Raw genomic sequence first — 16,123 nt, 5'->3', positions numbered from 1 at the left:
CCCCCTGGCATGCTTCATGTCAAACAACTGATCTGTTCTTGAGGTGGTTTGCGTCTTGCGTGTGCTTTGGGCCGGGAAGGTGGTCTCCTGCTATCGTGGGCGCGCGAACTTGATCTCGGCCTTCGTCCAATCCCAACTCCAGCCCAACATGTGTGAGTTGATTCCCAACAAGTGCTGAATAAAGAGATTACTTCCGGATTCGTTCCTTTGTGCTCCTTGGGTACCTGTGCCATGGTTAGTTTTTTCTTCACGTTAAGACCGTGCCTTTCTCGTAATTGGTGGTATGAAAAACGGATAATAAGATAGCCAGATAAAGACAGTTCGGTTTCTCGATCTTTTTCTTTAAAGACAATATCTGGTAGGGATTGTCCGCCGGTCATCTTGGGATTTACATATTTTTCGTAACCGTCGAGTTCGGCCGCAACCTGTTTGCCGCTGTCAGTCAACCAGGAGAAATCGAGACGTATCAACTTTCCGCCCCGAAGAGGACTAGAGACATTGACTTGTTGTTGGGGTTGCTGATAACCCCAACCGTCAAAGCGAGCTTTAGCTATCGACTCGCCACCGCTTTCACTAAGTGGAGTAGCGTGAGAGAAAACGTAGAGTGCCCTTGTCCGACCCCAGGTGTGTGAAGAAAGATTGGCATAATCGATGAGCTGCGCTTTGGTAAGACCATACTTGCGCATTGCTTTGTCGCAGATGGCCAGCGCATTTGCATAGTCGAGTCGTCGAGCGCAGTCGTACACTGTTTGAATCAGGGGGGTAACGCTTAATCCTGCCCGTTGCTGTGCCTGTTTTACCAAGCAATAGTGGAATTTTATACTTGCTTTGCAACGGACATGAGTATGGTTGCTTGCTGCCACATGCATCTGCGCTTTGAGGAAAATGGTGCCCGTTAATTCCCATATAAGGGCTGCTGAAAGGTAGCAGAATGTCCACTCGGGGTGGCGCTCGTTAGTAGCGCGCATTAAATACATTGCACGTTCCGGGTGTGTGAGGGCTTCCCAAGCAGCCGAAGGCATATACAGATGTGCTTTGACCTGTTTTACGATTTGAGTACGTGAAGCACGCAATAACTGCATTCGTTCCGCGTTAGTTTTCGCAACGATGCAATGACGCTGCCGGTGAGCTTTGCGCGTGAGCTGATTCAGTAATTTCTCTTGTTGGTTCATAATCTTGACTCTAAAACGAAATCAAATTGCAACCAAAGAAAAATGACCTATGTGGTCGAATGTGGATAACTGTCCACATTGTTAATCAATCTCAGCAGTCGATGCGTGCCCACCCCCATCGCATTTATTCGCGTATCAATTTTGGGCAGTTCGTCACGAAAAGTGAGAGCTACGTAGCTGTTTGTGTGAGAAGTTGCCCAAAAATGGAAAGAAGCATACGGATGATAGATGTTTGACCCAAAAGAGGGTCGTGAAAGATTGAGTATAAACATTACTCAGATGTATAACCGCTAAATGATGGGGAGAAACACAGACTTGCTAAAAGACTGTTGGCGCGGTAGGTCACCACGCATAGAGATTATTGATTAAAATCGAACGGACCGAATCAAAAAACCCACCTGCTCTTGCGAGACAAGCGGGTTTTAAGATGCTGCTAGCGGAACAAAATTACATAGCGTTGATAGCGGTTGCTAAACCAGACTTGCGGTTAGCGGCCTGGTTGCGGTGGATTACACCACGTCCAGCTGCCTTGTCGAGGCGTCGAGCCGCCACTGCAAATGCTGTCTCTGCGCTGTCCTTATCGCCATCGTTAATAGCCTTGTGAACGGAGCGAATGGAAGTCTTGATGGCGCTCTTGACTTCCTTGTTGCGCAGGTGCGCTGCTTCGTTGGTGCGGATCCGCTTCTTTTGCGACTTAATGTTTGCCAATGTTACTCCAAACGACATGTGCTATATCTGTACAGACAGTTCTCAATACTATCATGCGGGCACGAAAATGATAAAGCTATGGTATTCACCGCTCTGGTTCCAAGCAAGGTATTTCCATACTTACGGATGAAACATGGAAACCGCTTGCTTCATATAGTGAGATGGAGGCTTCATCGGCGGCGTCTAAATCGAGCGAAAGTTTGTACAAACCGTTGCGCTGAGCCCAGTGTTGTGCATCGTTGATAAGAGCGGCAGATAAACGTGTATTTTTGCAACGCTGATCGATGCATAAATGATGTATAAAGCCTTCAGGACGATTCGTCACTGAATCTGGTCGTATCTCGAGCTTGATAAAGGCCATAATCCGGCTTGCACAATGGCTTGGTTTAAGGCACTGATTATTGTCTGAGCTTTCCTCCTCGTTGTTGGTTGATACAGTGGATTGAGCAGTTAATGCGGTAATTTCTTCATGTGAATCTGCTATCGCAATGACGATTACATTTTCGTCGGGACGCATCTCTTTGCCGAGTTCTTCAGCAAAGCGTTGGCGTGCAAACAACTTTGCATCCTGCTCGCTCAGACCTGTGTGACCGCGAGTATTTATATCCTCTTGGGCCAGCTCTATTAACCGCGCATCGTCCTCATGCCTACGATAGGGTCTCAATCTCATATTCTCTCCTTAACCTCTTGCTTTATTCTAGAGGGTAATCCAAGAAGTAAACACGGAAACGGCAAAGCTTGCTTAACCCACGCAAAAAGAAAGTAGCAAAAGGCCCAATCGATTGCTCAGATCATTTTTTTTGGGCAATTTTTCATGAATTTACATCTGATTGTGACCACAACCGTGAGAAAGTGCCCAAAATTCGATGGGGGAGCGTAAAACGGGTGGGTTTTTAACGGTTGCAGCTGAGAGCTGGGAATCGCTTAGTGCAGTAAAGCCTAGGCCACAAGATAGAATTAGAACTTCAGGTGTCGCGAGGAGAGGAGCCCGGTGGTTACGTATACAAACCAGCCAGGATTCACACAGCAGTCGCTTATTCGCAATTTTTGCATCATAGCGCATATCGACCATGGCAAATCAACCGTGGCGGATCGTATCCTCCAACTTAGCGGAGTTGTTGCGCAGCGAGAAATGCATGACCGTTTCTTGGATCGCATGGATATCGAACAGGAGCGCGGCATCACTATAAAGTCGCAGGCTGTACGAGTGCCCTGGACTAAAGACGGTACTGAGTACACTCTGGGCATGATTGATACCCCAGGCCATGTTGACTTCACCTATGAGGTTTCACGCGCTCTTGAAGCATGTGAAGGCGCGGTCTTGCTTGTCGATGCAACGCAGGGCATTGAAGCGCAAACGCTATCGAATCTCTATATGGCCATAGACCACGATTTGACCGTGATTCCCGTGCTGAACAAGATCGACCTGCCCAGCGCTGACCCGGACAGACATGCCGAAGAAATTGCCAATCTACTGGGTTGCGAGATGAACGATGTGCTGCGAGTTTCGGGGAAAACTGGTGAGGGCATACAAGAGCTGCTTAACCGCATCGTGGCCGAAGTTCCTGCCCCGCATGGTGACCGTGAAGCGCCGGCCCGTGCACTAATTTTCGATTCTGTGTACGACTCGTACCGCGGCATTGTCACCTATATTCGTATGGTAGACGGAGAACTTAAAGCGCGGCAAAGAATTCGTATGATGAGCCTCGGCACCGTTCACGATCCGGTCGAACTGGGAGTTATCAGTCCAGAGATGATGTCAACGAAAGCCTTGGGTGCTGGTGAAGTAGGCTACGTCATTACTGGCGTTAAAGATGTAGCACAATCTAAAGTTGGCGATACCATCACTAGCGAGGTACACCCGGCTGCTGAACCACTAGCTGGATACCGAGACCCGCAACCAATGGTCTATTCTGGCCTGTTTCCCGTAGATAACGCTAAATTCCCCGAGCTACGCGATGCTCTCGATAAGCTGAAGCTTAATGACGCGGCGCTTGTGTACGAGCCCGAAACATCAGTGGCGCTAGGCTTCGGATTCCGATGTGGTTTTTTGGGACTGCTCCACATGGAGATTGTCAACGAGCGGCTGAACCGTGAATTCGGGCTTGATCTCATTTCAACGGCGCCGAATGTGACCTACCAAGTGACAATGGAAGACGGAACGCTGCATGTGGTTAAAAACCCGAGCGAATTCCCCGAGGGCAAGGTCAAACGTATAGTCGAGCCAGTCGTCGCTGCGGATATTATTACACCTAAAGAGTTTATCGGCTCAGTAATGGACCTGTGCCAGGACCACCGAGGTCAAATGGGCACAATGGAATATTTGAGTCCTGAACGCGTGGAAATGCATTACAAAATGCCGCTCGCTGAGATTGTCTTTGATTTCTTTGATCAGCTTAAGAGCCGAACTAAAGGCTATGCCAGCTTGGACTATCATGAGGCTGGTGAACAATCTGCTGATTTGGTGAAAGTTGATATCTTGATTCAAGGCGAGAAAATTGACGCCTTCAGTGCCATCGTTCACCGAGAAAAGTCTTACACATACGGTGTAATGATGACCAAAAAATTGCGCGAGCTTATCCCTCGCCAGCAATTCGAAATACCGATTCAGGCTGCAATTGGTTCGCGTATCATCGCCCGTGAAACGATTCGTGCTCTTCGCAAAGACGTGTTGGCAAAATGCTATGGCGGCGATATTACGCGTAAGCGTAAGTTGCTCGAAAAGCAGAAGGCCGGCAAGAAGCGGATGAAGATGCTTGGACATGTGGAAGTCCCGCAGGAGGCTTTCATCGCTGCGCTGACTACGAGTGATCCTGAAGATCGCGATAGTAAAGATAAGATCCGAGCTGCTAAGAAAGAGTAATAATCGGCAAACAATCGGTCTTATGCAGGCTGCTTTCATTGTCGATAAATACACGCTGAAAGCAGCTAGTGATTAACTCCAGCCCTCGCAAATACCCACTAACTCTGCCATTACAGCAATTTTGGGCGCTTTCTCACGATAATCTATCGGTAAGCGGACAGATGTGTGAGGAAGTGCCCAAAATTGAGATAGCGAAGGGCGGGGAGTGGGGTGGTTTATGTGGGCGACAGCGAAGAGTGACGAGAGAGATGGTGGAACAAATGTTTGGCGTGAACGTAGAGCCAGATGAAACTACTTTTCCGTTTGAAGTGTACATTCATGTCCCTTTCTGTCTGAAACGTTGTGGATATTGCGATTTCAATACGTATACTGCCACGAATTTAGGAGAGGGCGCCAGCCGTGAGAACTACGCAAACATGGCTATCGAAGAAATGCGTTTGCTGAAGCAGTGGCAGCATTCTCACAACATCGTAGAGCCGCCGGTGTCGGCCATTTTCTTTGGTGGAGGAACTCCTACAGTGCTTCCTGCGCACGATCTTGTGCGTATGGTCGAGGCAATCCGCGAAATGTGGGGCATCGAGACTGGTGCTGAAATTACAACTGAAGCCAATCCAGACACAGTGGACCGAAGCTACTTACAAGAGCTCAAGGATGGCAGTTTTACACGTGTCTCCTTTGGTATGCAATCTGCTGTGCCTCACGTACTCGCAACTTTAGATCGCACACATACGCCGGCAAATGTGGCGGCAAATGTGGCGGCAGCTCAACATATAGGACTCGAGTGCAGCGTAGACCTCATCTATGGTACCCCCGGCGAAAGCATTGACGACTGGCGACAGAGTGTCGAAACAGCCCTAAATTTCGGTGTAAATCACATATCCGCGTATGCCCTCACCATAGAATCACGTACGAAAATGGGTAGGCAAATTGCGTCCGGCGCTCTGCATAGTCCTGACGACGATGATGAAGCCAATAAATACGAGCTCGCAGATGATATATTTGCATCTGCGGGACTGCAATGGTACGAAATCTCTAATTGGGCTCAACCTGGGCACGAATCCCGACATAACCTAGGATATTGGCGTAACGTGGATTGGGCAGGAATAGGGCCAGGTGCTCATTCTCACTATAATAAAGCAAGTTTCCTCGCAGAATCTGATGCGACTGCAGGCGCTCGTCAGTCCACGATGTGGCGATCAACCGGGGCTTCTCAAGCTGATTCGATTTTGCAAGTTCAGCAACATGCTCTGTTAGCAGATACAGAGTTGATGCAATCAGCACCAGTTGCCAAGAAATCTTTGAGAGCTTGGGATATTACCCATCCTGGCGAATGGGCGCATGCGATCAATGCTAAGCGCATCCCATGGGGCGGTAGCGAAATCATCGGGGTCGAAGAAAATGTCGAGGAAATTGTCATGCTCGGTTTGCGATTACGCGAAGGCCTGTCGTTGGCGAAACTTGAACGAGTAGCAGGCAAAGCCATCTCTCAACAGGATGTCTCTGCGCTTACCCAGTCCGGGCTTGCGGCTGTCGAAGCGGGGCGAATCGTAGCAACCCGACGTGGTCGCTTACTTAACGATGATCTTATAAGCAACGTTTTTGAGATGGTGTCAAGATAGTAATGGTACGTTAACTTTCGGGTTATACACGTCTGGAGGATAATCGCGTTTCATAATTAACTCTCTCGTTACTATAGGCTAGGATAACAATTGTGCGTTTCCTCTTCATAACGTGACGAGTGGAACATATAAGGGGTCTCAGCACGGATACGCTGTGCACAAAGTAATGGAGGCGTTAGAGATGTCAAATCGTGCCGAACGTCGAGCACGTGCAAGAAGCACGGGTAAGAACGGGGATAATCAGTTCACAGGCGGCAAGACGAAAAGTCGTAGAGGTGTCGTTGACGAGATTGCCCTTCAGGAGAAGGCTCGCCGACTAGCTAATGGTGAAACTGGCGAATGGAAACCTAGCGGACACAGAGACTTTGCAACGTCTGCACTGCAGTCTGATCTAAGCTTAAACAATCCAAAGGTCATTGAAAAACCACATTCGGTAAAGCAATGGTTCCGTATTTTAAGCTGGACTCTCATCATTCTTTCTGTCATCGCTTTTCTTGTTGCTATGTGGATTCCCAACGTACCAATGTGGGCGATTATTACTATTAGCGCAGTGTTTGTGGTGGGAGTGCTGAGTCTCTTCTTCGTGGCTGGTTCCTATAAAGAGAATCCGCGACTCGACTCGTATGGGGCAGCGGTCTAGCCTCTGACTCGAGAAAACTGCAACATAGTTTATCTCCCTATTCCCCCCCCATCTTCAAAAATCAATTTTGGGCAACTTCTCACGCTAAATAGCCGCTCTGGCTCAGTCAGCGTGAGAAGTTGCCCAAAATTGATTCTAGGGGCATTTGGGCTCTTGGGGCTGGTGTTATTGGGGAGATATGGTTGCGTGAGAATCAGCTATTTGGAGTAACGAATCTTATTGCATCGAAAGTGAAAGTGAGTTTTGGGCAGTTTCGCACATTATCTTTGGTATGCTGTGTACAGAAAGTGTAAAATTGCCCAAAATTATTTTGGTGAGGGAACTGGGATTATGGCGGAGCGGTTTGATGGCGAGGGTTGTATGCCTTTTTGAGATGCGACTTCGCCTAGAATAGTAACGATTGTGCTGGCTTCAGCTGGAGGATTCATGGTGGTGAGGCGGGGGCCCGTACGAGCTGGTGAAAAGGTTCAGCTGACCGACCGCAAAGGCAAAATGCTTACTATCATGCTCCAAGCGGGAGCTATCACTCAAACAGATCGAGGATTTTTAACCCATGATTTAATAATCGGACAAACTGAGGGTACTGTGATACATACCGTTTCAGTTGCCGAGCTCAAGGAAATCCAACAGGCGGATTCCTCAACGAACAATCATTCTGTTTCTGATTCGTCACAGGCTAGCGAGAATACGAATGTCCTTGCGGATGAACGTTCTCAACGCAAGCCTTGGAAGTCAGCGAGGTCATCGGGTGGTTGGGCATACACGATGATGCGTCCACGGTTAGTTGATTATACTCTTTCTATGCCACGTGGCGCGCAAATTATGTACCCAAAAGATATAGCGCAAGTTATAAGCATTGGGGATATACGCTCAGGTATGCGCGTCTTGGAATCCGGTGCAGGCTCAGGTGCGATGAGTATTGCTTTGCTTGATGCTGTGGGTGAAGCGGGGACACTCACTACTGTGGAAATGCGTCCAGAATTTGCGCGTGTCGCTCAGGGGAATGCGACTGTCTATTTCGGGCAACGTCCCAGTTGGTGGCGTCTGTTAGTTGGAAGTTTTGACGAAGTAGTGCCTACTTTGACATCTCATAGCTTCGACAGGGTTGTGTTGGATCAGCTGGACCCTTGGAATCGCTTGGACTCTGTTTGGCAAGCGTTAGTGCCTGGGGGAGTGCTGACAGCCTATATCACCACCACTACTCAGCTCAGCCGTTTGGCAGAGGCCTTGCGTTCAAGCGGTCAGTGGACGGAGCCGGAGATGGTTGAATTACTTGAGCGCGGTTGGAAAGCGGACGGCTTAGCAGTGCGTCCTCAGCATCAAATGATTGGACATACAGGTTTCCTACTTGTGACCAGGTCAATGGCTCTAGGTAACCAAGCGATGCGTAAGCGCACGCACGCTACCAAGGATCTTTACACTGATGTAGACCAGAGACCAGATCAAACAGCCGATTCAGAGACATCTGCTGCAATGAGTGACTTATCTTCACTCGAATTGCGAGATATCTCTGACCGTAAATTACGTAAAGTATTGCGCGACTTAGAACAGCAAGAGCGGCAAGCCATTGCTGCGCAAGAGTTATATAGCGCACATGTCAAGTACTGATTTGAAGCGAGTAAGACACTCGCTTTCAGATAGGAGAAGAATTCGTGAGCGGAAACGCGCAAGCAGTTGTGCAGAACAGTAAAAAATATGCCTACCTGCTCCTTTTAATGCGGCATGCGGCGGCTAAGCCCGGTGAATACAATGGAGACCGTGAACGCGTTTTGAGCATGGAAGGTCTTGACCAGGCAGAGCGCATCGGTGCGACTCTCTCTCAACTTTCGCTAATTCCCGACCGGATTGTATGTTCGGGATCTGCTCGAACGAGACAAACACTCGACCAGATGCTTGACCTCTTCGGCGACGATCCGCATGTGGACTATAGAGAAAGTTTGTATTCGGACGGAACTCAGGCAGTTTTCGACCAGCTCGCTGTCACCAAGGCGAATGAACATACGCTGCTTATAGTGGCACACGAGCCGGCGATGTCTATGGGAGCCCAACTTCTTTCTGATATTCATACCGACGCCAAGCTTATGCGGAAGCTGAATCTTGGACTTTCGCCCGCAAATGTCGCAATTTTGGCAAGTGACCATCCTTTTGGTGAATGGAATATGCATGGCTCTCAGCTTTTGGGAATCTTAAACCCTAAAGATATGGTCGAACCGTAAGCCCACGAGCCTCGTTTTCAGTAGACCGCATGCAATTTGGAAACTCCTATATAAGGAAAACAAATAGCATGCGGTTTTGCTATAGCTTCAACTTATAGCGACACCATACTTGAGCTAATTACCAACCCTGTGCTCTCCACTGCTAGGCTGACAGCTAGTTGCACCAGCAGAATTTGGAGGATGTATGTCCGTGAATACCTCTGTAGTCGGTTTCCCTAGAATCGGCGCCCAGCGTGAGCTCAAACAGGTTATCGAACGCTATTGGAAGGGGCAAAGCAGCCTTAACCAGGTGAGAGAAACGGCTCGAGCACTGAGGAAGCAGCACTGGCTTACCCAGCATAGCGCCGGTGTTGATCTCATTCCCAGCAATGATTTTAGCTATTACGATCAGATGCTCGACACAGCAATGTTGCTTGGCGCTGTGCCCGCTCGGTATCGCAATCTTGGACTGAGCCCGGAAGACACCATGTTTGCTATGGGCCGAGGATATCAAGGAGCGCAAGGCGACGTGACTGCCCTGCCTATGAAGAAGTGGTTCACTACGAATTATCACTATCTAGTTCCAGAAATTGAAGAATCTGCCCACATAGAGTTAAGCTCAAGCAAGCCGTTTGACGAGTTTAGTGAGGCGCAAGCATTAGGCATTCTTACTAAGCCGGTCATCATCGGACCTTATACCTTCCTAAAACTTGCACGCGGCCCACAGGGTGAGCATCTCACCTATGATATGGGTCTCATCAATGCGATTGCAGGTGTGTACGCGCAAGTATTACAGCGGTTTATCGACTTAGGTGCCCTCTGGGTGCAGTTCGACGAACCTTATCTGGTAATGGACAAGGCAGATGGCGATATTGAGCTGTTTAAGAGCTTGTATAGTCGTATATTGCCGGCGAGAACAAGTGCGAACGGTTCCGTGCGGCTGCTCTTGCAAACTTATTTTGGGCATGTGGCAGACTGCTATGAAACTCTCAAACTATATGGGTTTGATGGTATTGGTTTGGATTTAGTTGAAGGGCGCGACGAAAATTTGGAAGCCCTTGCTCGTTATGGAGCGGGACAAGATGCCACAATTTTTGCCGGTGTCGTAAGCGGTCGTAATATCTGGCGTAACGATTACGTAAGGAGTTTAGGCCTGCTTGATGCCGTAAAAGAGGTCGCCGACAAAGTTGTTGTCTCTACTGCTTGTTCGCTTTTACACGTGCCTTTTAGTATTGAAGGCGAAACTGGCCTGGGTACAGCGGTTTGCGATCATTTTGCCTTCGCCGTCGAAAAGTTGGGAGAGCTTTGCGACGTTGCAGCTTTGGTGGAACAAGATCAGGTAGAACGAGATACCTCGCCCATTCTGGCTGTCAATCAGGCGCTCTTCGATGGTACGCGTGTTTCAGCGAATCCATCCGTTCAGTCACGTCTCAGCTGTCTCGACGAGCGCGATTTTGTTCGCCAACCGCAGAGGTCCGACCGTCAGAAGATTCAGGGAGCAGAGCTAGGGCTGCCTCTCCTCCCGACAACAACGATTGGTTCTTTCCCACAAACCCGCGAAATTCGGGCGGAGCGGGCGCGCCTGAGGAAGGCTGAAATTAGCCAAAGCGAGTATGACCAGTTCATAGCTACTAGTATTGATGATGTTATTGAGCGTCAAGAGCAGGTTGGATTAGATGTGCTGGTACATGGCGAATTTGAGCGCAATGACATGGTTGAATACTTTGGACAGCAGCTTGAAGGGTTCTTGTTCACTCAGCAGGCTTGGGTTCAATCGTATGGAACGCGGTGTGTGAAGCCTCCTATTATTTGGGGCGATGTTTCTCGAACTCAGCCCATGACAGTTCGTTGGAGTGCCTACGCACAGGGGCGAACTCAGCACCTAGTGAAGGGGATGCTGACGGGGCCAGTTACTATTCTCAACTGGTCTTGGCCGCGGGAAGATATCAGTCGGCAAATGCAGACTCAGCAACTGGCTTTGGCGATTCGTGATGAAGTGCTGGATTTGGAAGCAGCTGGTATCAAGATTATTCAAATTGATGAAGCGGCTTTACGCGAAAAGCTACCTTTGCGTCGCTCTCACTGGCATAAGGACTATTTGGATTGGGCCGTCGCAGCCTTCCGTCTGGTTCATTCGGGGGTTAAAGCATCTACGCAAATTCATACGCATATGTGCTATTCGGAGTTCAACGACATTATCGAAGATATTGATGCCATGGATGCCGATGTTATTTCCTTCGAAGCATCGCGCTCTGATCTCACTGTCTTGGACGCAATCGAAAAGGCACACTTTGCGACAGAAGCTGGGCCGGGTGTTTACGATATTCATTCGCCTCGCATTCCTAGCCGAGAAGAAATTGAAACGCGGATTCGGGCAATTTTATCTAAGATGCGGCCTGAGCAAGTGTGGATTAATCCTGATTGCGGATTGAAAACTCGCGCTAATGCGGAAACGTGGCCTAGCTTGGAACACATGGTTGCTGCTGCTCAACATATCAGGCAGGAGCTGGTATAAAACTAAAGCTGTTACTGTGTGGTTTTCGTCTCAATGTGAGCGCGGCGAAAACCATACTTATCAGGGGTGCGCGTGGGAGCGCTGGAGACGAAAGTTAGAGGAGGTTGTGGGGTTGCACGAACCTATATTTTCGCTTGAGGTATTTCCGCCCAGGCGTAATGCTTCCGTATGTTCTATTTACGATACTTTAGATGGTTTAGAAGGTGTGAAACCAGATTTCATTTCGGTCACTTACGGAACTGGTAAACATGCTGATCGCACCGCCACGGCTCGAATTTGCGCGACTATTGGACAGGAGTATGGCCTTGCTGCTGTAGCGCATCTGACGGCTCAGTATATGACTCGTGAAATGGTAGATGAAGCGCTTGATATGTTTGAAGAGGCGGGCGTTCAGGCTGTTTTGCCTCTGCGGGGCGATTGCGTTGAGGGGCGGGAACCTGTTGGAGTTTTTACGTATGCTCGTGACTTAATCGATTATGTACACGCTTCTAAGCCTCGTATGAAGATAGTTGCTGCCTGCTATCCAGAAACGCATCCTGAAGCCAGTTCGCCGGAAGCTGATATAGCTCATCTCAAAGAAAAGGTGGATGCTGGGGCTGAACATCTGATTTCTCAACTGTTTTATTCGAATGAAGATTTTATGCGATTCTTAGATCGTGCCCGTGCAGCTGGTATTAGTGTCCCTATCGAAGCGGGCATTATGCCGGTGACTCGTGCCAGTCAGGTGCGTCATATGAGCCAGACTTGCGGCTCTAGAATTCCTGCGCAAGTGGTGCGTATGCTCGATAAATGGGAAGACAACCCTCAAGCTTTATCTGAGGCAGGCATCGCTTACGCATCTGAGCAAATATGCGATTTGCTCGCTCAAGGTGTGGATGGTATTCATCTCTACTCCATGAATCATCCCGTTGTGACCCGCCGGATATGGCGCAATGTTGAACCACTGTTCGTGGAAATTCCCAATAGCACTCTTTTCTAATACAAGCCTCACGCCCGCAGCGACCCTCATAATCTCCCCGCAGTTTGCAATTTTGGGCACTTTTTCACGCTATTAAGCAGGCGCTGGCATGATTTCGTGAGAAAGTGCCCAAAATTGTAAAAAGCTTGCGGGGGAGGGGTGGTGGGTGTTTTGGGATGCGGATAGTATGGAAGAGCGGGCTTGGACTAGAGAAGAGAAGGACCGAAGCGTGGCAACTGATGAAGTAGATAGCGGTCAACAGTTGAGCTCTGTATTGCTGCTTCGTGCCGGGCTGCGCCATCTAGAAAGCGCCCGCCGTGAAGTGGCTTTCCTACAAGAACGGGGTTTGAGCTCTCAAGGCTGCGAAACATTACTGCACGCCTTAGCTCTGGCCTGTGACCCCGATCGTGCCTTGGAATCGCTGGTACACCTCGTGCAATACGGAGACCGTACTGTTCCGATGAATGCTGCCGGTGAGTGTGTAGACGAGTTCGAGTGCGCTTGTGATGCTGGGCTAAGCCAATATGCGCTGGCTGATTTAGCGGAACAGTCGCAGGCGTTCACCTCGCTGATACAAGTGCTCGGCGCTTCCCAAACCATGGGCCGACTCATGCAAAATCGCCCCGAGCTCATCAGCTCGATTATCGAAATAGATAACGCTAAAGGAAATGAGCTCCAACGCAATCAGTCATCAATCGAAAGCGCGCTTGACCGTTTGCACGAGAAGGGCGCAAGCCCCAGCTATGCGGCATCGGTGAACGCCCTAAGAGCTGCTTACTATTGTCGATTAGTTGCCATCATGGCCCAAGACCTCAACGCCCAAGACCCAGTTGAAACTCAGCCTCAGATCAGTCAAGCTCTCTCCCAGCTGGCTGATGAAACCCTGCAAGGAGCCTTACGTATTGCTCAAGAGCGTGTAGCTGGTTCTCATAGCTGCCGTTTTAGTGTCATCGGTATGGGAAAATTAGGAGCTCAAGAACTCAATTACGTCTCAGATGTCGACTTAGTATATGTAGTGGAACCAGCACCCGGCAAGCAAGCATTGAATAGTCAAAGTCTTGTTGAAGTGGGCAGCAATATAGCGATGACTCTTCAACAGGTCTGCCAGTCTGTTATTCCTGCAGTTAGTGAACCACCCCTTTGGAAAGTTGACACGGCCCTGAGGCCAGAAGGTAAAGATGGGCCACTAGTGCGTACTTTGAATTCTTTCGAAGAATACTACGGCTCGTGGGCACAAAATTGGGAGTTCCAAGCCCTACTCAAGGCGCGAAGTGTTGCAGGAGATCGCGAACTCGGACAGGCTTTCGAAGAGATGTGCAATGAACTGGTGTGGTCAGCTTCGCAAAAGCCCAACTTTGTATACGATTGCCAGCAAATGCGTTCGCGGGTTGAAGACTTGATACCAGCCAAGCTCAAAGACAGGGAAATCAAGTTAGGGCAAGGAGGTTTAAGAGATGTTGAATTCACTGTGCAAATGCTCCAACTGGTACATGGTAGGACTGACCCTAGTTTGCATACTCGCTCAACCCTGGATGCATTGACCGCGCTCGCAACTGGCGGTTATATTGCAACTCAGCATGCTCAGCGGCTAGCAGCAGACTACCGGTTTGAACGCGTTGTTGAGCATCGACAACAAATGTGGCTACTCAAGCGCACCCATCTGTTCCCGGACTTAGGCTCTCACAATCGGGGTGGTCTAGACAGTCGGCGCAAATTGACTCTCAAAGACCTTGACGGCAACGATGACTTATATCGGTTGGCACGGGCTTTCCGCCTGCACGCAGACGAACTGGTGGAACGATACGACAAAACCCGTCGAGAGATTCGTACCCTTCATTTAGCTATTTATTTTAGGCCAATGCTTCCCATCGAGGCTCAGCTCGAAGACGACGAAGTAAGCTTGAAACCGCAAGCTGCAAAGGAGCGATTTGCCTCAATCGGTTTCGCTGATCCGGATGCTGCCTTACGCCATGTGCAAGCGCTTACTCAAGGGTTGACCAGATCCGCGAAGATAAACCGCATTCTCTTGCCGGCAGTTTTTGCCTGGCTCGGCAATGGTCAAGACCCTGACATGGGGCTCCTAGGCTGGCGTACGCTCGAAGAACGATTCGGTAACAAAAGTGCCTACCTAGGGTTCTTGCGCGACTCCACATCTGCTGCCCGACGCCTGTGTCATGTGCTATCGAATTCGCGGTATTTGGGCACTGCCTTATGCAAGTCGGTCGAATCGGTTACTTGGCTGGGCGATGACCAACAGTTGCGACCGCGTTCACTGGAATCGCTTACCATAACCTGCAAGGGGTATATGGAGCGGCACGGCGATGACATGGCAGATTTTGCAACAGCATTGAGGGCTATGCGTCGACGCGAGATAGAGCGCATAGGTTTGGGCTGGCTCAGCCGGGTTTGCGATGAAGACACCTGCTTGACTGGAATGAGTGATGTCTACGACGCTATGATAGAAGCAGCCTTGCAGTGGTCGCTGCAAGCCCAGCTTCGCGAGGAAGGCAAGTCGCAAGCCCCATCTCGCATGAGTATCATCGCTTTAGGACGATACGGTGGGCGTGAGGTAAATTTCAGCTCAGACGCCGATGCGATGATTATTTATGAAGGTGAAAGCGGAGTAATCGACCAATCGGCTCTCGCATTTGCCCAAGGGGTTTGCGACAAGTTGCGAGCAATTTTGGGTAGTATGACGGTGAGCGTAGAGCCAAAAGTTGATTTGGACTTAGACCTGCGTCCCGAAGGCAGGTCCGGGCCAATGGTGCGTTCCCTAGAGTCGTGCCGTACCTATTACCAGCAGTGGTCCAGTGTATGGGAACACCAAGCACTCTTGAGGGCACGTGTCGCTGCGGGAGACGGCGAGCTAGGCCAGCGTTTCCTTACGGAGATTGCTGATCCTTTACGCTATCCCTCGTCTGTCTTGACCAAAGAGCAAGCTGGCGAAATTCGCAAGCTCAAAGCTCGTATGGAGGCAGAACGGTTGCCTCGCGGGGTGCGCCGAGATCGCCATTTGAAACTAGGAGCGGGAGGGCTCTCTGATATCGAATGGACTGTACAACTTCTGCAGTTAGAATATGCCGGCAACCATCGTGAGCTGCAAGTAACTTCCACCTTGCAAGCCTTGCAAGCCCTGCGACATCTCGGTCTTATCGGAAAGCGTGATGCGTCAGCTATGGAAGCTGGCTGGCGGCTGTGTACCAGCGCTCGCAATGGGAGCTACCTGTGGTCAGGCCGCTCTAACCAAGCTGATATTTTGCCCGATGATACCTATACACTTGGTGCCATGGCTGTATATCTTGGTTATCCTGCCCACCGGGGAGCCGAGTTCGCCAATGAACTACTTGGGGCAATGCGTCGTTCCCGCGAGGTAATGCTCCGGCTTTTCTATGGACAATGAGTCAGGTAGCATAGGCAATACAGCTCTCTTTTAGGAAGTTTCAATAGAGTCGT

The 16,123-nt window shown here is 49.7% G+C and carries 11 protein-coding genes; 8 read left to right on the top strand and 3 right to left on the bottom strand.

The genetic code is table 11. From position 1 onward, the window contains the following. Positions 1-14 precede the first annotated feature (14 nt). From R8377_RS04200 to R8377_RS04190, 3 genes are all read right to left on the bottom strand, one after another. Positions 15-1,172 carry a hypothetical protein gene (locus tag R8377_RS04200; RefSeq protein WP_317642247.1) on the bottom strand — a complete coding sequence of 386 codons (1,158 nt, stop codon included), beginning with the start codon at positions 1,170-1,172 and terminating at the stop codon, positions 15-17. A gap of 447 nt (positions 1,173-1,619) precedes the next feature. Beyond that, positions 1,620-1,880 (bottom strand): 30S ribosomal protein S20, encoded by a 261-nt coding sequence (gene rpsT / locus R8377_RS04195; RefSeq protein ID WP_317642246.1) that lies wholly within the window; start codon positions 1,878-1,880, stop codon positions 1,620-1,622. Between the two features lie 85 nt (positions 1,881-1,965). Beyond that, positions 1,966-2,550 (bottom strand): GNAT family N-acetyltransferase, encoded by a 585-nt coding sequence (locus tag R8377_RS04190; RefSeq protein ID WP_317642245.1) that lies wholly within the window; start codon positions 2,548-2,550, stop codon positions 1,966-1,968. A 321-nt stretch (positions 2,551-2,871) separates the two neighbouring features. Here R8377_RS04190 and lepA point away from each other — a divergent pair, with 321 nt between their 5' ends. The 8 genes from lepA to R8377_RS04150 all read left to right on the top strand — a co-directional run bounded on the left by lepA (position 2,872) and on the right by R8377_RS04150 (position 16,070). Further along, positions 2,872-4,743 carry a translation elongation factor 4 gene (gene lepA, locus R8377_RS04185; protein WP_317642244.1) on the top strand — a complete coding sequence of 624 codons (1,872 nt, stop codon included), beginning with the start codon at positions 2,872-2,874 and terminating at the stop codon, positions 4,741-4,743. A gap of 248 nt (positions 4,744-4,991) precedes the next feature. Continuing rightward, positions 4,992-6,362 carry a radical SAM family heme chaperone HemW gene (gene hemW / locus R8377_RS04180; protein ID WP_317642243.1) on the top strand — a complete coding sequence of 457 codons (1,371 nt, stop codon included), beginning with the start codon at positions 4,992-4,994 and terminating at the stop codon, positions 6,360-6,362. 181 nt (positions 6,363-6,543) lie between these two features. Continuing rightward, positions 6,544-7,002 (top strand): tripartite tricarboxylate transporter TctB family protein, encoded by a 459-nt coding sequence (locus R8377_RS04175; protein WP_317642242.1) that lies wholly within the window; start codon positions 6,544-6,546, stop codon positions 7,000-7,002. A gap of 426 nt (positions 7,003-7,428) precedes the next feature. Further along, positions 7,429-8,610 carry a tRNA (adenine-N1)-methyltransferase gene (locus R8377_RS04170; RefSeq protein WP_317642241.1) on the top strand — a complete coding sequence of 394 codons (1,182 nt, stop codon included), beginning with the start codon at positions 7,429-7,431 and terminating at the stop codon, positions 8,608-8,610. 44 nt (positions 8,611-8,654) lie between these two features. After that, complete coding sequence (locus tag R8377_RS04165) at positions 8,655-9,218, top strand: SixA phosphatase family protein (protein ID WP_317642240.1); 564 nt, start codon at positions 8,655-8,657, stop codon at positions 9,216-9,218. A gap of 184 nt (positions 9,219-9,402) precedes the next feature. Further along, complete coding sequence (gene metE, locus R8377_RS04160) at positions 9,403-11,712, top strand: 5-methyltetrahydropteroyltriglutamate--homocysteine S-methyltransferase (RefSeq protein WP_317642239.1); 2,310 nt, start codon at positions 9,403-9,405, stop codon at positions 11,710-11,712. A 112-nt stretch (positions 11,713-11,824) separates the two neighbouring features. Beyond that, on the top strand, positions 11,825-12,691 hold the full coding sequence (gene metF, locus R8377_RS04155; protein ID WP_317643696.1) for a methylenetetrahydrofolate reductase [NAD(P)H]: 867 nt from the start codon (positions 11,825-11,827) through the stop codon (positions 12,689-12,691). Between the two features lie 208 nt (positions 12,692-12,899). Next, complete coding sequence (locus R8377_RS04150; RefSeq protein ID WP_317642238.1) at positions 12,900-16,070, top strand: bifunctional [glutamine synthetase] adenylyltransferase/[glutamine synthetase]-adenylyl-L-tyrosine phosphorylase; 3,171 nt, start codon at positions 12,900-12,902, stop codon at positions 16,068-16,070. Positions 16,071-16,123: the final 53 nt, after the last annotated feature.

It is taken from the genome of Bombiscardovia apis (assembly GCF_033095945.1).
GTDB classification, from domain to species: Bacteria; Actinomycetota; Actinomycetes; order Actinomycetales; family Bifidobacteriaceae; genus Bombiscardovia; species Bombiscardovia apis.
The sequence above is the reverse complement of the archived record's forward strand: the minus strand, read 5'-3'. Positions and strand labels throughout refer to the sequence as shown.